Origin of the sequence: Jeotgalibacillus haloalkalitolerans, assembly GCF_034427455.1 — a bacterium.
GTDB classification, from domain to species: Bacteria; Bacillota; Bacilli; order Bacillales; family Jeotgalibacillaceae; genus Jeotgalibacillus; species Jeotgalibacillus haloalkalitolerans.
This window is the reverse complement of sequence record NZ_JAXQNN010000002.1, coordinates 372817-390999: the sequence shown is the minus strand read 5'-3', so window position 1 is coordinate 390999 and position 18183 is coordinate 372817. Positions and strand designations below refer to the sequence as shown.

Annotated in this window: 21 protein-coding genes; 19 read left to right on the top strand and 2 right to left on the bottom strand. The window is 38.6% G+C overall.

Going from position 1 to position 18183, the window contains the following annotated elements; genetic code table 11:
- The first annotated feature begins 5 nt into the window (after positions 1–5).
- Complete coding sequence (locus UFB30_RS06855; RefSeq protein ID WP_322420944.1) at positions 6–488, top strand: dihydrofolate reductase; 483 nt, start codon at positions 6–8, stop codon at positions 486–488.
- 97 nt (positions 489–585) lie between these two features.
- On the opposite strand, the gene trhA is transcribed toward UFB30_RS06855, so the two are convergent.
- The gene (gene trhA, locus UFB30_RS06850; protein ID WP_322420943.1) at positions 586–1221 is read right to left on the bottom strand and encodes a PAQR family membrane homeostasis protein TrhA; all 636 of its coding nucleotides are present in this window, start codon (positions 1219–1221) and stop codon (positions 586–588) included.
- A gap of 249 nt (positions 1222–1470) precedes the next feature.
- Between trhA and UFB30_RS06845 the strand changes: the two genes are divergently transcribed.
- The 16 genes from UFB30_RS06845 to UFB30_RS06770 all read left to right on the top strand — a co-directional run bounded on the left by UFB30_RS06845 (position 1471) and on the right by UFB30_RS06770 (position 15235).
- Positions 1471–2292 (top strand): DegV family protein, encoded by an 822-nt coding sequence (locus tag UFB30_RS06845; protein ID WP_322420942.1) that lies wholly within the window; start codon positions 1471–1473, stop codon positions 2290–2292.
- A gap of 155 nt (positions 2293–2447) precedes the next feature.
- The gene (locus UFB30_RS06840; protein ID WP_322421527.1) at positions 2448–3257 is read left to right on the top strand and encodes an SGNH/GDSL hydrolase family protein; all 810 of its coding nucleotides are present in this window, start codon (positions 2448–2450) and stop codon (positions 3255–3257) included.
- A 1-nt stretch (position 3258) separates the two neighbouring features.
- The gene (locus UFB30_RS06835; protein ID WP_322420941.1) at positions 3259–3834 is read left to right on the top strand and encodes a YpmS family protein; all 576 of its coding nucleotides are present in this window, start codon (positions 3259–3261) and stop codon (positions 3832–3834) included.
- 15 nt (positions 3835–3849) lie between these two features.
- Entirely contained in the window at positions 3850–4386 is a 537-nt protein-coding gene (gene msrA, locus UFB30_RS06830) for a peptide-methionine (S)-S-oxide reductase MsrA (RefSeq protein ID WP_322420940.1), read from the top strand.
- Positions 4383–4805, top strand: a complete 423-nt coding sequence (gene msrB, locus UFB30_RS06825) for a peptide-methionine (R)-S-oxide reductase MsrB (protein ID WP_322420939.1) — start codon at positions 4383–4385, stop codon at positions 4803–4805. Before msrA ends, msrB begins: the two co-directional genes overlap by 4 nt.
- A 94-nt stretch (positions 4806–4899) precedes the next feature.
- Complete coding sequence (locus UFB30_RS06820; protein WP_322420938.1) at positions 4900–5400, top strand: PTS sugar transporter subunit IIA; 501 nt, start codon at positions 4900–4902, stop codon at positions 5398–5400.
- A 133-nt stretch (positions 5401–5533) separates the two neighbouring features.
- Positions 5534–5752, top strand: a complete 219-nt coding sequence (locus tag UFB30_RS06815; RefSeq protein ID WP_322420937.1) for a YozE family protein — start codon at positions 5534–5536, stop codon at positions 5750–5752.
- 97 nt (positions 5753–5849) lie between these two features.
- Complete coding sequence (gene deoD / locus UFB30_RS06810) at positions 5850–6554, top strand: purine-nucleoside phosphorylase (RefSeq protein ID WP_322420936.1); 705 nt, start codon at positions 5850–5852, stop codon at positions 6552–6554.
- A 245-nt stretch (positions 6555–6799) separates the two neighbouring features.
- Entirely contained in the window at positions 6800–8293 is a 1494-nt protein-coding gene (locus tag UFB30_RS06805; protein ID WP_322420935.1) for a lmo1851 family serine protease, read from the top strand.
- A gap of 56 nt (positions 8294–8349) precedes the next feature.
- Positions 8350–9261, top strand: coding sequence for a CobW family GTP-binding protein (locus UFB30_RS06800; protein WP_322420934.1), 912 nt, complete (start codon positions 8350–8352; stop codon positions 9259–9261).
- Complete coding sequence (gene yoyC / locus UFB30_RS06795; protein WP_322420933.1) at positions 9261–9518, top strand: protein YoyC; 258 nt, start codon at positions 9261–9263, stop codon at positions 9516–9518. The genes UFB30_RS06800 and yoyC overlap by 1 nt, the downstream gene beginning before the upstream one ends.
- A gap of 301 nt (positions 9519–9819) precedes the next feature.
- The gene (locus UFB30_RS06790) at positions 9820–10629 is read left to right on the top strand and encodes a CAP domain-containing protein (RefSeq protein WP_322420932.1); all 810 of its coding nucleotides are present in this window, start codon (positions 9820–9822) and stop codon (positions 10627–10629) included.
- A 92-nt stretch (positions 10630–10721) separates the two neighbouring features.
- Positions 10722–12224: a spore germination protein gene (locus UFB30_RS06785; RefSeq protein ID WP_322420931.1), complete on the top strand. Its 1503-nt coding sequence runs from the start codon at positions 10722–10724 to the stop codon at positions 12222–12224.
- On the top strand, positions 12211–13296 hold the full coding sequence (locus UFB30_RS06780; protein WP_322420930.1) for a GerAB/ArcD/ProY family transporter: 1086 nt from the start codon (positions 12211–12213) through the stop codon (positions 13294–13296). Before UFB30_RS06785 ends, UFB30_RS06780 begins: the two co-directional genes overlap by 14 nt.
- Positions 13293–14387, top strand: a complete 1095-nt coding sequence (locus UFB30_RS06775; RefSeq protein WP_322420929.1) for a Ger(x)C family spore germination protein — start codon at positions 13293–13295, stop codon at positions 14385–14387. Before UFB30_RS06780 ends, UFB30_RS06775 begins: the two co-directional genes overlap by 4 nt.
- Before the next feature lie 74 nt (positions 14388–14461).
- Positions 14462–15235 (top strand): SDR family oxidoreductase, encoded by a 774-nt coding sequence (locus tag UFB30_RS06770; RefSeq protein WP_322420928.1) that lies wholly within the window; start codon positions 14462–14464, stop codon positions 15233–15235.
- 11 nt (positions 15236–15246) lie between these two features.
- On the opposite strand, the gene UFB30_RS06765 is transcribed toward UFB30_RS06770, so the two are convergent.
- Positions 15247–16608: an MATE family efflux transporter gene (locus tag UFB30_RS06765; RefSeq protein ID WP_322420927.1), complete on the bottom strand. Its 1362-nt coding sequence runs from the start codon at positions 16606–16608 to the stop codon at positions 15247–15249.
- Between the two features lie 103 nt (positions 16609–16711).
- Here UFB30_RS06765 and UFB30_RS06760 point away from each other — a divergent pair, with 103 nt between their 5' ends.
- Both UFB30_RS06760 and UFB30_RS06755 read left to right on the top strand, forming a co-directional pair.
- Positions 16712–17464, top strand: a complete 753-nt coding sequence (locus tag UFB30_RS06760) for a carotenoid biosynthesis protein (protein ID WP_322420926.1) — start codon at positions 16712–16714, stop codon at positions 17462–17464.
- Positions 17461–18165 carry a lysophospholipid acyltransferase family protein gene (locus UFB30_RS06755; RefSeq protein ID WP_322420925.1) on the top strand — a complete coding sequence of 235 codons (705 nt, stop codon included), beginning with the start codon at positions 17461–17463 and terminating at the stop codon, positions 18163–18165. Before UFB30_RS06760 ends, UFB30_RS06755 begins: the two co-directional genes overlap by 4 nt.
- The last annotated feature ends 18 nt before the right edge of the window (positions 18166–18183 follow it).

The window sequence follows — 18183 nt, the reverse complement described above, 5'->3', positions numbered from 1 at the left end:
ACCACATGATATCCATGATTAGTGCACATGATCTTAACAGGGTGATTGGAAAAGACGGGGATATGCCATGGCATTTACCCGATGATTTAAAATACTTTCAGAAAATCACATCCGGACACAGTATTCTGATGGGTCGAAAAACATTTGAATCAATGAATGGCCCATTGAAAAACAGAAAAAATATCGTGCTTACAAGAGATGAAAATTGGCAGCATGAAGGAGCGGTTAAAGTTTCGGACCTGGAAGAAGGGATGAAGCTACTTGGTGAAGCTGGTGAGGGATTCGTCATAGGTGGCGGAGAAATTTATAAGATGGCCCTCGAAAAAGCGGACAGGTTGTATATTACGCTGATACATGAAGAGTTTGAAGGAGATACTTATTTTCCTGAATACAGTAAAGATCAATGGAAACTAACCTCCAGGGTAAAAGGTGAAAAAAATGAGAAGAACCCATATGATTATGAGTACCTTGTTTATGACAGAATTTAATCAGTGAGCCGGCATAGAAAATTAAGAATTACTAATGAAATCTAAGCGCAGCGGAACGTTTAAAAAAGCCTGGGACAAAATTTTGTCCCAGGCTTTTTTATGCGTAAAAATAAACCGTGAAATACATAAACGCACTGCCGGCAATTACAAACAAATGCCAGATTGCGTGGTTGTACGGAAGCTTTCTCCATACATAAAAAATGGCGCCTACTGAATAGAATAATCCACCTGTTAACAGTAAACCGAATCCTGCCGCAGACAATTCATTATATAAAGGAACTGCTGCAATAATAATGAGCCAGCCCATTAACACGTAAAATAGAGTGGAAATAATCTGGTATCTGTCAACAAAATAGCATTTAAATACAATCCCGGCGATTGCAAGACCCCATACAAGTCCGAATATCGTCCACCCAAGCGGATCCCGGATCGTTACTAACACAAAAGGTGTATAAGTACCCGCAATTAACAGGTAAATGGCAGAATGATCGAGTATCGCGAAAAACCGTTTAAGTTTTTCAGTTCTCACACTGTGAAGCAAGGTAGAGCACAGATACAAAATCAGCATTGTTGATCCGAAAATAGCAAAACTGACTACATGCCAGGCAGTACCTCTTTCCACAGCAGCTAATATAATCATGACGAGCGCCGGTATTGATAATAAAAACCCGGCACCGTGCGTAATCGCATTCCAGAATTCTTCTCTTTGGTCTTTATAATCGAAAGTATCCAATCTGTCTATCACCTCTATGATTGTTCTATTTATATTATTGTACTGCTATCATAATATTCAGGCAATCACTAAAGAGGCACATGGATTCCAAGGAGCAGAATATTACACTGATAAAGCGTTTTAAAACCTTTCATATCAACTGGACATGACAACTGTCACTTATTTTAAAAAATATCCTGAAGTATTAGGAGATTCGGGAAATAGTTAGTATAATATGAGGTAATAACCTATTGGATGAGGGGTAGTTTAATGATTAAAATTGTAACTGACTCAACTTCAGATTTAACAAATGAGGAAATTGATAAGTACGGTATTACGGTGGTACCTTTAACGCTGGTCATTGACGGTGAATCCTACCTGGATCGAGTTGAAATTTCACCATCCGAGTTTATGACTAAAATGGCAGCCTCTAAAGAGTTACCTAAGAGTTCCCAGCCTTCTGCAGGAGCATTTAAAGAAGTATATGATCGATTAGGTGAAGACGGCTCTGAAGTCATTTCTATTCATATGACAGGTAAAATGAGCGGGACCGTTCGATCAGCAGAAAGTGCTGCTGAAATGACTGATACGAAAGTAACTGTCATTGATTCAGGGTTTATATCCAGAGCCCTTTCATATCAGGTCATAGAGGCTGCTGAAGCTGCAAATCATGGTAAAAATACAGAAGAGATCAAGGAACTTGTACAAAAAGTTAAAGATCATTCTTCTTTATATGTCGTTGTTGATACACTTGAAAACCTTGTGAAGGGTGGAAGAATCGGTAAGGGAAGAGCATTCCTGGGTTCACTTCTGAACATTAAACCAATCGCATCGTTAGCCGGTGGGGAATATACACCTGTATCTAAGGCCAGAAACTATACTCAGGTTGCAAAGTACCTTGTTGCACAATACGAGCAGGAAACCAAAGGCAGGAAAGTAAAAGAGGTAAGTGTAGTACATGCTGATGGAATGCCGCTTGCTGAAAAAGTGATCAGCAAAATCAGTGAGGATGTTTTTTTAAATGAAACTACACCGGTCATATCGACTCACACAGGCAAAGGTGCAATCGGATTTATGTTCTATTATGAATAATTGACATCTTATTTCATTAAAATTTAATATGACGTGATAAAAACTGTGTCTGCATAGAGGACACAGTTTTTTTACAGATTCAGCAGGCAGCGGATTGTTTGAACCTAATTTCCAGGTGTTATAATGTGAATAGAGGAGTTAGGCAGGTGATTGAAATGGTAAATAATAAAGCTGGACTAATTTTTTTATTGATTATGCTAGTTATGCTTTCAGCTTGCAGTAACGTCTCATCAGAACAGCAGATGAGAGAAGTTGATCTTCCCCAGAAAGAGCTGCCTAAAGAGGGATTTTTCCCTGAGCCTCTCAAGATCGTATCTTTAGGTGATTCGCTTACTCAGGGAGTTGGAGACAGCACAGATCTTGGAGGATATGTTCCACTGCTCGAAACAAGTCTTGAAAACAGGGACGGGATTGGGGAAGTGGATATTTTAAATTACGGCAAAAGAGGTAACCGTTCAGATCAGCTGCTGAAAAGGGTTAGAGAGGAAAATGACTTACAGACCGCAATTGCTGCTTCAGATGTAGCCATTATTACAATCGGCGGAAATGATGTAATGAAAGTTGTAAAAAGCACGTTCCCTTCACTTTCATTTGAAAGCTTTGAAGGTGAAAGGTTAAATTACGAGGAGAATTTAACTGAAATTTTGTCTGAAATCAGATCAATCAATCCTGAAATATCAGTTGTGCTCATGGGTATTTATAATCCGTTTTTTATGTTTTCAGCAGATGTAAAGGAAATGAAAATGATTGTTGATACATGGAATGACAGTGGAGAGAGTATCATAAGCGACTATGATAATACTTCATATGTAGAAGTCGCAGACCTGTTCAGGCAAACTGATCAAAATCTACTGCACACTGATTATTTCCATCCTAATGATGAAGGCTACTCTTTAATTGCAAAAAGAATTGAAACGGGTGTGATTGAAGTATTGGATGCAGGCAGCAGTCAAGGAGATGAGTAAAATGAGAAATTTTTGGAAATTGATGTTTTTTGGATTATTATCAGTCATATTAATCGCGACAGCAGTGATTGCTTATCTGCTGTTACGTCCTGTGGAAGGAGAGCAGGCAAATGCATCACAAGAAGCGCCTCCTGAATCCAGGGCTGAATTTGAAGTCATTACAAACAGAGAGGACCTGACGATTGTGGCCAACCGGTTTATTGAAGAGGAACTGGGTGGGTCAATTGATTATTCGGTACTTTTTGATGACAGAGTAAAGCTGAATGGTGAAATTCCAATCTTCAGTACAAGTATTGATTTTCAAATGTCTTTTGAAGCGAACGCACTTGAAAACGGCAACCTGCTGTTAACACAGGAAAGTCTTTCTCTCGGTGCAATTGATCTGCCCGTTTCATCCGTTTTGAAGTTCATTGATGATTCCTATGAGTTTCCGGAATGGGTGGTCATGGAACCTCAAAATCAGCAGATTGTTGTACAGGTAACAGAAATAGATGTTGCGCAGGGTCTGAATGTAAAAACGAATCAATTTGACTTGGAAGATGATGAAATTTCATTTTCAATCTATGTTCCAAAGTAATAGGAGTGATGAGACATGACTAATTACGAAAAAGCAACATTCGCAGGAGGGTGTTTCTGGTGTATGGTCAAACCGTTTGATCAGGAACCGGGCATTCAATCCGTTACTTCAGGTTATACGGGAGGTCATACGGAAAATCCGACTTATCAGGAAGTATGCAGTGAAACGACAGGGCATCGCGAAGCAGTTCAGATTATATTTGATCCCGATGTCTATCCTTACGAAAAGCTGCTGGAACTCTTTTGGGTGCAAATTGATCCGACAGATCCAGGCGGACAGTTTTTTGACCGGGGTGAATCATATAAAACAGCGATTTACGTCCATAATGAAGAACAGAGACGCCTGGCAGAAGCATCTAAAAAAGAACTTGAAGCAAGCGGTAAATTTAAAAAACCAATTGTAACAGATATCTTTGATGCATCCGTATTTTACCCTGCTGAAGAAGCACATCAGGATTATTATCAGAAAAATCCTGCTCATTATCAGGCTTATTACGCAGGATCAGGCAGAAAAAGAATGGTCGAACAAAATACAGAAAGGCTGAGACGATGAAGAAAAACGTAAATGAGTTAAACAAAATGCAATTTGAAGTTACACAGAAAAATGGTACTGAACCACCCTTTAAAAATGAATACTGGGATGAATTTGCTGACGGGATTTACGTTGATATTATCTCGGGTAAACCATTATTCAGCTCAAAAGACAAGTATGATGCCGGATGCGGATGGCCAAGTTTTACAAAGCCAATTGACCAAAGTGAGATTGAAGAGAAAAAAGATACAAGCCACTTTATGATCAGGACTGAGGTAAGATCTAATGAAGCGGATTCTCATTTAGGGCATGTATTTGATGATGGACCGGGGCCGGATGGTTTAAGATACTGCATTAATTCAGCTGCAATGAGATTTATACGTAAAGAAGACCTTGAAAAAGAGGGATATGGTAAATATCAGAAGTTATTCAATGAATAATACTTGTGAATAGATGAACAATCTGATAAACTGCTAAATGCGAAAGTTTAAAGGGATGGAATTTGGTCTATATATACATGAGGAGCGTGATTAGATGCTAAAAAAATTATTCGGTAAAAAAGAAGAAGCACCAAAAAACGTCGAAATCAAATCACCATTAACAGGTAATCTGCTAACACTTGAGGAAGTACCGGATCCTGTATTCTCTCAAAAAATGATGGGTGACGGAATCGCAATTGAGCCGACTGAAGGAAAAGTTGTTTCTCCAATTGACGGTGAAGTGGTTCAGGTCTTCCCGACAAAGCACGCAATTGGTCTTAAGGCTAAAAATGGAGCTGAGATTCTGATCCATATCGGTCTTGAAACAGTATCAATGGAAGGAAACGGGTTCGACGCTCACGTTTCCGAGGGTTCAAAAGTTAGTGTTGGAGACCCATTAGTAACATTTGATCTTGAACTGGTCAAAGCAGAAGCTAAAAGCATTATTACTCCAGTCATCGTAACAAATGGTGATGATCTGGCAGGTATTGAAAAGAAATCAGCTTCATCTGTTCAAGCAGGGCAGGACACTGTAATGGACGTATCATCTAAATAATTGTGATGACTGTTCCCTAAACTTGGGGAACAGTTTTTTTTATGCTAAATTGGATAAGGTGAAATAAAAAATGAGTGATGAAAATAAAGAATTTAGATAACCCGTTATCTTTTAGCGATAAGGAGGGAGAACAATGAAGACGTTTTATCATTATGTGCTGAAGTACAGGGAGCCGACGCCTCGTGATGGCAAGGAAAAGCTTGCAAATAAAATTTACGAAGACGGTGATTTCCCGAGAAGGTCTAAAAATTACAACGAAATCAGCCAATATATAGAAACTACCGAGCATTATTTTTCACTTGCCGTGATTTTTGATGAACTTTGGGACGAGTATCAGACTGAATCAAAGTAGCTAAATACTTAGTAGCAACTCCGAATCTACATATCAGTTGAAAAAATCAATGAAAAGAGCTACAATAAGGCTTCATAAAGGTAAGGGAGGAAATATGATGAGTATTCATATTGGTGCAAAAAAAGGTGATATCGCTGAAACGGTACTTTTACCTGGCGATCCATTGCGTGCAAAATATATTGCAGAAACATTTTTAGAGGATGTAACCTGCTATAACGAAGTTAGAAATATGTTCGGGTACACTGGTACATATAAAGGCCACAGAATTTCAGTGCAGGGTACTGGAATGGGTGTACCATCAATTTCAATTTATGCAAATGAACTAATTGAAGAGTACGGTGTTAAAAATCTGATCCGTGTTGGGACATGCGGCGCAATCCAGAAAGATGTAAAAGTGCGAGACGTTATTCTTGCAATGACTGCATCAACTGACAATAATATGAACCAGAGAACTTTCAAGGGAGTTGACTATGCTCCTGCAGCTGACTTTGGTCTATTAAAGAATGCATATGATGCAGGTCTTGAAAAGGGACTTAACCTGCAGGTTGGTAACGTATTCACTGCTGACATTTTCTATGATGACAATGCTGAGCACGAAAAGTGGGCACAATACGGAATCCTTGCAGTTGAAATGGAAACATCAGCACTTTACACACTTGCTGCTAAACACGGCAGAAGAGCACTTTCAGTTCTGACTGTAAGCGATCATATCTTAACTGGTGAGGCTACTTCTTCTGAAGAGCGCCAGGTCACATTCAACGACATGATCGTTGTTGCGCTTGATGCTGCAATCGCAGAATAAGATCCTACCGGCTGCATTTTTGCAGCCGGTTTTGTTTTCATAATGGCATTGTTAAAGCTGGCTGCTGGATAAAGGTCGCTTTACGCGGACGGGCGGAGAATGTTACCGAAGCGCTCATATTAATTACATACAACTGATCAATTTCGACATATTGATGAATGATCAGATTTTGCTTTTCCTATATACCTAAAGCTGTTAAGATAAAATAGATTGTCATACGCGTAAGATTAGAAAGTGGTGAAAAAATGGATAACGAGCATCAAGATGTAACAAAAGAAGAAGCGAAGGAAACCTTATCAAATTACGTGAATATTAAGAAATTTCATTTCGTGATGCTTTTATTCTTTACTGTTTTAGCAACTGCCGGTATTTCTATTTTTGCTTTATCATTTGGTGATGAAAAGGCAGTGACAGTAGGTGTGCAGGAGCGTACCGAATTTAATAAACTTTATGAAGCGTACGATACAATTCAGGAGGATTACTTCCTGGAATATGAAGAAGAAGACCTGATTAATGGAGCAATTAATGGAATGGTGGATGCGCTGGGGGACCCTTACTCTGATTACATGAATCAGGAAGAGACTGCCCAGTTTAATGAAAATATTACTTCAAGCTTTCAGGGGATTGGCGCAGAAATTCAGTCAATGAATGACCTGATTACGGTAGTTTCCCCAATTAAAGGTTCTCCGGCTGAGAGAGCAGGTATCCAGCCAAATGATCAGATTCTTGCCGTGGATGGCGAGAGTATTCAGGGAATGAGCGCTTCTGAAGCAGTGATGCTGATCAGAGGTGAAAAAGGAACTGACGTGACGCTGACTATTCAGCGTCCAGGTGCACAGGATACAATTGAAGTCACGATTACAAGAGACGATATTCCTTTAGAAACCGTATATTATGAAATGGACGAGCAGAATGTCGCTACAGTACAGCTGACAAGTTTCTCAGAAACAACTTATGACGAGCTGACAGAAGCTTTACAGGACCTTGAATCTCAGGGGATGGAGGCACTTGTGCTCGATTTAAGACAAAACCCTGGCGGCCTGCTGCCACAGGCAATTTCAATCTCAAATCTGTTTGTACCAGCCGGTGAAACGATTGTTCAGATTGAAGAGAGTAATGGTGATAAGCAGGTTATTGCTGCACAGGAAGGCGACAAAGTGGAAGTACCAACTGCTGTCATTATTGATGAGGGCAGTGCCAGTGCTTCTGAAATCGTTGCAGCTGCTGTAAATGAAACAGCAGACATACCTTTATTCGGTAAAAATACTTTCGGTAAAGGAACGGTTCAGACAGCGGAAGACTTCAATGATTCTTCTAATATGAAAATTACGACGGCAAGATGGCTGACACCTGATGACAACTGGGTGCATGAAAAGGGTGTCGCACCTACAACTGAAGTGGATATGCCTGAATATGCTTCGTTACCTTATTTAAACATTGATGCAGATCTTGAAGAGTCGATGCTTTCAGAAGATGTGAAAGTGGCTGAACAAATGCTCGATGCACTTGGATTAAACCCTGGTAATATTGATGGCTTATATGATGAGGAAACTGTCAGTGCAGTTGAAGCCTACCAGGAAGATAATGATCTTGAAGTGACTGGCGTGATCAGTCCGGAAACAGCTTCATCTATCATGCTGAGCTTAAGAGAGCAGCTTGAGAAAGATGATCCACAGGTAAACCGTGCAATAGAGTATTTAATCGAAGAGGCAAATATTGAGGCTGATGAAGCTTCATAAATAAAACATTAAACCCGGCCTTCAGCATGGCCGGGTTTTTTTGAAGGGATGAGAAGATGAGTAAGAATATACCTGTCTATTTATTATCCGGATTTCTGGGTAGCGGGAAGACAACATTATTAAAAAATCTGATTCGTTTTGAAAAAGAACAGGGACGTACACCGGCTGTTTTAATGAATGAAGCTGGAAAAGTTTCAATTGATTCTGAAGAAGTAGATAAAGATATTCCTTTATCAGAACTATTGGACGGGTGCATTTGCTGTACAATTCAGGACAAACTTGAAAGTCAGCTCCAGCAATTATTAATTGACGGAGGATTTGATACATTAATCATCGAGACAACCGGTGTGGCGCATCCTGTTGAAGTGGTAGACTCCGTGTTATCTCCATTGTTTGCTGATCAATTCAGCTTTAAGGGAATCATTACAACTGTAGATGCCCTTCAATGGGAAAAAAGAGATGAGCTGTCGATACAGGCACTTCAGCTGATGAGGGAACAAATTAAGTATGCCGGTATTGTTCTGTTGAATAAAGTGGACCTGGTCACAGAAAGCCGGATTCCAGTAATACTAAATGAAATCCAATCACTGACATCATCGAGAATTGTCTTGACTGAACAGTCAAAAATTGATTTCACCTTACTTGACCAGATAAGACTGAAAAAATTTGACGGCGCGACACAGCTCAGAGTGAATCATGAGCTGCAATTAAATGTGGTTGTTTTTACTTTTCAGCATTCAATTGAAAGGGAGGCATTTGATGCATGGCTGAGAAATGCATCATCTTCTATCTACCGTATGAAAGGCTTTATTCCGTTTACGGGCGATAAGTATCCTGTTTTATTTCAATATTCATATGGGATGCCTCTGTTTTTTGATCATGATATGAAAATGACAGCTAACTTTGTCATTATTGGGGAAAATTTAGATGAAGATCAAATTAAAAAAGAACTGATGGAATTACAGTGATGACAGATAGAGCACTGATCTTACAATTATATTCTTCATTATGGAATAACAGATCATTTGAGACAATTGAGCATATGAAATCCTCAATTGTGAGTGAACTTTCTGATGAAAATACACATCCAAGGCTCAGACGGTCGCCTGAAACAAAGCTGCAGATTACAATACAAATGATCAGACAGTCTGATCTGAATTCAGGACATCAGGAAATCCTGATAAATTATGTAAAGGACCTGTTTGAACAAAACTTTAATAAATGAAAAACAGTTGTCATAAATGTTAAAAAAGCACGTGACATATAATGCTGTCAATCACTAGTTATTTGTAATGTTTACCGTGTGAAGCGATCCTTTAGCATTCCTGTTAATTAATTCTACTGAGGTATATTTTTAGAAATCCTATATATCATCACAATGAATCCACTAAATTTGAAATAAATGATTTATAGATTAGAAGAATGTTCCTGTATGTAAACCCCTCCAGATACTCCCATCATTATTACATGAAAACGGATGATAAGATGAGTGTGTCGAAAGACAAAACACATTTGGAGGGATTTACATGTTTGGAAAAGTAATTGCATCAGCAGCAGTGGCAATCGCATTGTTAGCGCCTTCAGGTACGGCAAGTGCGCATTGGGATAGAGATCTCTATCAAAACTACATTGAACAAATTATTAAGCAGTATGACATACAAGTTTACTATAAGGATTTTGAAAAAATCACTTGGAAAAAAGCTGCTCCAGCTAGTGCAGAAAAAATGACTGAACCTGAAACTGAAGTACCGGTAGAAAAAGAGCCTACACAACCTGTCGAACAGCAGGCGGCACCAGAAACAAATACTGAAACTGAGATGCCGGTAGAAAGAGCTGAAGTGCCTGCAGAGGAAGTTGACACGCCTGCAAATGTAACTGAAGCACCAGCTGAAGAAAATACTGAACCTGAAGTTGAACCAGAGGTACAGGCGCCACAAAATGAAGCTTCAGCTGATGAACTTGGAAGCTTTGAAGCTCAGGTAATTGAATTAACAAATCAGGAAAGAAGCAAATATGGTCTGCCGGCACTGCAAGCTGACACAGAACTTTCAGTTGTAGCAGAAGAGAAGTCTGCTGATATGGCGAGAAATCAATATTTTTCTCATACCAGCCCAACTTATGGATCACCTTTTGATATGATGAAATCTTACGGAATTGACTACCGTTCAGCTGGTGAAAACATTGCGATGGGGCAACGGACACCAGAGCAGGTTGTAACTGCATGGATGAACAGTGAAGGACACCGTAAAAATATTTTAAGTACATCATATACTCACATTGGGGTAGGATATGTTGAGAACGGAAATTACTGGACTCAAATGTTTATCGGTAAATAAATAACATCACATTCAAAAACTCTCCATCATTGGAGAGTTTTTTTGATTATTTTTTTCATCTTTAGACATACTGATTGTAAGGATGTGTCTATATGAAAAAAGATCAGAAGAGGTTTAAAAAACTGAATCAAATTAATCAATGTAAGTCTTTTAATGAATTGATTGAACAAGTTAATTTCAGTTCAGGTAACTCTGATGACTTGGCAACTGTTATTTTAGATTACCTTGATAAAAAGACAGCTATTCTTTATTACGAATCCCTGGTAGATACTGACAAGCAGAGTGATTTACTTGAATGGATAAGTGATATGTTCTGGAAGACTGATGAATTTCCGGATACACTTGATGTGAAAAACCAATCTTCAGATATTTCATTTAGTGAAGCGATAAAATTATTACTAAACGGAGATACGGTGCTCATAACCAATGATGCCGGGGCCTGGTCAATCACAAGTGTGAAGTCTCTTAAAATTTTCCAAAGAGCGATCCAGGAACCTAAAAACGAGCAGATTGTAAGAGGATCCCACACCGGATTTAATGAGAATCTAATTGTTAATTTAAATCTGATCAGGTCAAGGCTGAAAAGTCCTCATCTGATTATTAAATATTTTTCAATCGGCTCTCACTCTCATAGAAAAACAGCACTAATTTATTTAAATGACCTTGCTGACCCGATGCTTGTTGAAGAGTACACGATGAGATTAAACGCAGTTGATGTCGATGTTGCATTTAGTGTCGGTCACATTGAGGAGTTTATTGAAGATAGTAATTATACACCATTTCCGCAATTTTTAAATACTGAAAAACCGGAACGGACAGTAGCTAATCTGATGGAGGGAAGAATTGCCTTTATGATGGACGGTTCACCTACCGCACTGATTGCACCTGTAAACTTTTTTTCTTTTTATCAGTCTCCAGATGATTATAATGGACGATTTATAGTCGGAACTTTTTACCGCTTACTCAGGATTGCTAGTTTTTTAATTGCATTGTTACTGCCTGCACTCTATATTGCTACAATTAGTTACCATTTTGAAATTATACCGGAAGCTCTTACGTTACCTGCAAAAAGAGCAGTTGAAAACATCCCGTATCCTCCATTAGTCGAAGCATTGATCCTCGAATTGACAATTGAATTAATTCGTGAAGCAGGTATCCGACTGCCGAATCCTATTGGTCAGACAATCGGTATTGTTGGTGGACTTGTTATTGGGGATGCAGTAGTAAATGCAGGGTTTATATCAAATTTAATGGTGATTGTCGTTGCACTTACTGCTATATCCTCATTTGTAGTTCCTTCTGTAGAAATGAACACAACGATTAGAATTTTAAGGTTTCCGTTTATGATAATTGCATCGTTGTTTGGCTTTCTGGGTGTCGCAGCAGGACTGGTTATTTTGATGATTCATTTAATAAAGCTTGAATCACTTACTACACCATACTTATCACCACTTGCGCCATTTCACGTGTCTGGAATTAAAGACACATTCATCAGGATACCTGCTCCACAGCAAAATACACGTTCTGCAGATGCTAATCCAATTCAACGTAAAAGGTTTGGAAAAAACCGGTGGTGGAAACATGCAAAAAAATAAACTGACAGGTTGGCAATTATGTTTTTTAACCCTGCAGACTCAAATGGGTATTTCTGCTTTATCTATGCCATCCACAATCGCAGTGAAAGCTGGTCAGGATGCCTGGATATCAATGATAATAGGTGGTCTGGCTGTACAAATTGTTGTGATGATATATATCTGGCTGTTATTAAGATGCGGTTCCACTTCCTATTTTGAATTTTTAACAATCGTATTTGGCCGGATTTTAGGTAAAGTTTTTCTGCTTTTAACAATCTTATATATTTTATTTATTTTGATTCTGGTAACTGTTTCATATCAGCAATTAATCACTGACTGGATTAATATTTATACACCGAATTGGGTCGTAATTCTGATGCTTCTTATACCGTCTGTTTATCTGGCTATAGAAAACATTTCTCTGATCGCAAGGTTTTCAGTACTAATTTCTTTTTCGATACCGATATTTTTAATTCTTGTTTTATTTGTATATGCCTCACCTCAGTTTTATTATTTATTACCGATAGGTTCAGAAGGCTTGAAGGCAATCATTGAAGGAGTAGTTCCTGCTATCGCTGCACTATCGGGCTTTGAAATGATCTTATTTATTTCACACTTTTTAAAAAATGAAAAGAGATCATCAGAGTTGAGAAAAGGAATGGTTGGCACTGCGCTGGTCACGTTGTTTTATATATTTCTGATAATATCTGTACAGTTGTTTTTTTACATTGACGAGATAAAAATTGTACCATATCCGGTTTTATACATTATGAAGGCACTAAGCCTGATGATTATTGACAGGATTGACATTTTGTTTTTGACGTTTTGGATTATTATTTCAACAGCTGTTTGTATAAATTACTTATTTATTGCGGGAATAGGAATACAGGCTTTGATTAAACTGAAATCACATAAATATTCAGTTGTAATCAGTACATTTATTGTTTTTATCATTTCAATTTTTATTGAAACAAAATCTGAAATTAACTTGCTTCAGGATCAACTGTTCATCATGTTGCTGACATTTACGATCATCATTCCGATATTTACACTTCTAGTCAGCTTGCTGAGAAAAAAGGTGGGAGATCGTTGAAAAAATATGTGTTGCTGCTATGCTGTATTTGTTTATTGTCAGGGTGCTGGGATCAGAATTTACTTAAAGATGTACAGTTGGTTTATACAGTAGGCTATGATGTACTAGAAGATGGCTCTGAGCAGACAACATCAGTAGCCCCTCCTGTTGATGAAGCAATTGAAGAAGTAAATGTATTATCGACAAATGAAAATACAGTTCGCGATAGCCGTTATCATATCGATACACTTGTCGCTGAGCATATAGACTTTTCAAAACTGCAGGTAATGATACTGGGAAATGACTTAGCGAGAGATCAAATCTATCCTTATATAGATGTAGTTTATAGAGATCCCAAGCATCACCTCAATGCACGAATGGCTATGACTGATACTTCTGCAAAAGAGTTATTAGAGCAGCCAATAGAGTCACAAAAAAACAAATCAGAATATTTCGCAGGGTTGCTCGAAAGTTCAGAGATTATTAATGTAATACCTAAAATGACTCTTCAACAGGCATGTACAATATTACTTGATCCTGGAAAAGATCTGTTTATGCCGATTCTGATTTACAGAGAAGACTTAAAAAGGGTAGAGGCTGTAGGCACTTCATTGTTCAGTAAAGACCGTTACGTTGATGTCTATCTTGACCATGATCAGTCTACTTTGTTCAATATTTTAAGAAACGAAACACCGAGAATCCTTCGTCTGACAAAGAAATTTTCAGAAGATGAACAGCCGGAAGTTTCAAATTGGATGACAATCGAGATGAAAGATTCAAAAACAAATCTTAAGTTTAAAGAAAATCCATTCAGTCTGTCAGTTGAAGTGAAATTAAAAGGAGCAATTGCTGAGTATGGACCTGATCATTTAGTAGGCGCAGAAAAATTAAAGTCTGTAGAAGCATGGTGGGAGAAAACAATCAAAGAAGATACTGAAGCTCTGTTTATGATTCTGCAGGAAAACCAATCAGATATATTAGGAATTGGCAGAATGACTGCTGCCTTAGCACCTGAAGAGTGGGATAAGGATGAATGGCATCAAAAGTTTTCAGAACTGCCTATAGAGGTTACTGTGGATATGTCTCTGTCAAGTACCGGCATCATTGATTAAACACGTTAATATTTGCTTTCCATAAACGTTTATCCATACAATGAGATTAAGAATCTCATGTGGAGTTGACGTCAATGGATAAAACAATATTAATAACGGGGGGGGCAAAAGGAATTGGCAAATTTACTGCGTCATTCCTTGCCTCCCAGGGTTACAGGGTTATTGTCAATTACAGATCTGATGATGAGCATGCTTTAAAATTAGCTTCTGATCTTAGCGATTTGAGTAAAAAGAAATGTATTGCGATCAAAGCAGATATTGCTTCTAAGGAAGGCAGCTTAGCGTTAATCAATCAAATCAATGATTATGGTATTGAAAAAATTGATGTTCTCATTCATAATGCAGGTCCCTACATTGCAGAAAGGAAGAAAATGACTGAGTATTCCTTTGACGAATGGGATCAGATGGTTAATGGGAATTTGAGTGCAGTATTTTATTTATCAAAGCATATCATTCCAATTATGCGTGAACATCAGTGGGGAAGGATCGTCACTTTTGGATATGACCGTGTTGATAGTGTACCGGGCTGGGTTTACCGTTCCGCCTTTGCTTCTGCTAAAAGCGGTCTTGCTTCGCTGACTAAAACAATTGCACTTGAAGAAGCTGAAAATGGCATTACAGCCAATATGATTTGTCCCGGAGATATCGAGGGGGACTGGAAAGAGCTTAGCATTAAGGATGCGATTGGCTCTGAGGACCATGAAAATCCGGTTGGAAGACCTGGGAGTGGTGAAGATATTGCGAGAGTGCTTTCATTTCTGATTCATGAAGATTCAGGATTTATCACAGGTGCGATTATTCCTGTAACAGGCGGGAAGGATGTATTAGGTAAAATCTATAGAAAATAGAAAGCTCCCGGTTAATAACCGGGAGCTGCCTTCATTTTATTCCGCTGTATAATAACCATTCTGATTGTCAGTGTGATTGCGCCTGCTGTAAGTCCGGCAATTAAACCGATCCAGTATCCAAAGTATGCCCATTCTGTATAATTTGCTAATAGATATCCAACCGGCAGACCAATGACCCAGTATGAGATCATTGTCATGATCAGTGTAATATTAACATCTTTATATCCTCTTAATACACCTTGAACCGGAGCCTGAATTGCGTCTGACAACTGGAATAATACTGCGAATATCAGAAATTGTGCTGTCAGATTAATCACCTGCTGATCTGTTACATAAATACCGGCAACGGCATCCTTGAATATATAGGTCAGTATTCCGCCTGTTGCAGCAATTAAAACTGCGATTGACACACCCATGTAACCATAAGTTCTTGCATCTTTCAATCTGCCGGCTCCTGCTTCAAATCCGACGACAATTGTGAGCGCCATTGATATACTGAGAGGAATCATATATAAAAACGAAGAGAAATTGATCGCTGCCTGATGAGCGGCAATCACTTCTGTCGTATACACACTCATGAATAGCGTGACTGCAGAGAAAATACTTGTTTCGAAAAATATAGAAAAACCGATCGGGATGCCGATTAGAAGAATTTCCTTCCATTTTGTAAAATCGGCTTTTACCTTATGCCTGAATACCTGATATTCGCTGAAAGGACGATTCCGGTGTACGATCACAATTGAAATGATGCAGATCAGCCAGTACGTAATGGCTGAAGCTACACCCGCACCAACACCGCCAAGCGCAGGTAAACCAAGCTTTCCGAATATAAGGATATAGTTAAAAATGACATTAAGCGGTAACGACATGAGCGTGACATACATCGTTACTCTGGTAAAACCAAGTGCATCAATAAAAGAACGCAGAACATTGTATACAAACAATGGAATGATTCCTGCAGCAAGCGCAGCCAGATAAAGCCCCGCAACTCTGCGGACTTCATTATCAATATTCATCATAGAGAGAATCGGATTAACCGCAATCAATCCGGCGATTAAAATGACCACTGCCATAATGACTGCGAGATATATACCCTGGATCACTGTGTTTTTTACATACATTTCTTTTTTACCGCCAATTAATTGCGCAACAATTGGCGTTACTGCAAGAAGGATACCGGATAGGCCTGTAAATACTGGCATCCAGAGTGAAGATCCGATAGCAACACCTGCAAGATCCGCGGTAGAATATTGACCTGACATAATCGTGTCAAAGAAATTCATTGCAAATAAGCCAAGTTGCGTGACAAGAATCGGGATCAGAATAACCGAAAATTGTTTCAGCTTTTGTTTCAGATTAAATGTTTGCTCCATAAAAAATCCGGCTCGCTTTCTATTACACCTATTAGTGACTAGATTTTAAATCTCAGAGCATTATAACATAACAAACTATTTTAAAGGCCTGGAAGGTGATTGAATGAATGTTGTCTGGAAAGTTTTTTTAGTATGGTACGGAATTGGCGTTATATTAGTTGCATTTGATTTATTGCCTCCATTCCTGGAGTGGGCAAATGCTGTATTTTTATATTTGGCAGGCATTCTGTCTATTTATTATGGAATGAAGGTTCTTGGTAACCTGAGAGGGTTTATCATCAGCGTCATCATTATGGCATTTACTATGTGGGCTGAATCGCTCGGTGTAAAATATGGCATTATATTCGGGGCCTATCATTATGAACAGGATTTCGGAATTCAGGTTTTTGGAGTTCCGCTGACCATTGGATTTGCCTGGGTAATGGTCATATTTACTTCACTCAGTTTAATGACCCGTTTATTGGGAAAACCAAAAAGCTTTATAAAAGGACTTGGTTTTGCATTTATTACATCGCTGTTAGCGGTTTGTATGGATTTAATCATCGATCCTGTCGCTTATCAGGCAAAACAGTATTGGGTGTGGGATGATACAGGTCCTTATTATGATATACCGACACAGAATTTCATCGCCTGGTTTTATGTTTCATTTATTATTCAATTTATCGTTTATTTTATGGCGGGGCCGTCATCAGATGAAACATGGACAAAGCGTACAAACTGGCTGTACTTTTTAATGATTATCATGTTTGTCATCACTGCATTTGCATATCAGCTGTACTTTGCTATTTTTGCAACCGCAGCAGGACTCCTGATTACTTACCTCATTTATTTGATGATCAGCAGGAGGTTCCGATGAATAACAAATCTTCCCGAACTGAATATATACTCGGAAAATATTTAACCTGGCAATTAAAAAAGCATTTTTACAGAGTCTACATCCATAATCAGCATCAGTCTTCTGATAAAGCAAGGTTATATATTATGAATCATTCGAGCTGGTGGGATGGTTTAATTGTTTTTTATCTTAACCGATATTTATTACATGAAGATGCCTACGCCATGATGAGTAGGGACGGTATTGAAAAGTTTACTTTTTTCTCAAAGATCGGCGCATTTCCGGTTGATCCTGAATCACCGAAATCTCTAATCAGAAGTCTGCAATTCGCTGATCAGTTATTAAAAGATCAAAAGTCTGTGTGGATTTTTCCGCAGGGTAAAGAAGAGCATCTGGATAAACGGCCGCTATCATTTATGAACGGCCCTGCCTATCTGGCAGAAAAAAATCCGGATGCAGAAATCATTCCGGTTTCAGCCTGTTATACTTTTCGTCATGATCAGCGTCCCGAGCTCTTTATTACAATAGGGCAGCCGATTCAGTCTGAAGCGCTTACCAGCCTGAACCGAAAAGAAAAAAGTGACGTTTTGCGGCAATCACTTGAGCAGTCGCTCGATCAGATGAAAGCAGATATTATCAATGAAGAGCTACATCACTTTAAAGGATTTGTGAAAGGCTTTAAAACCTCCAGTGAATGGCTTGAGGCTTTAAAGAGAAAGTAACTGCATAAGCCCGAAGGA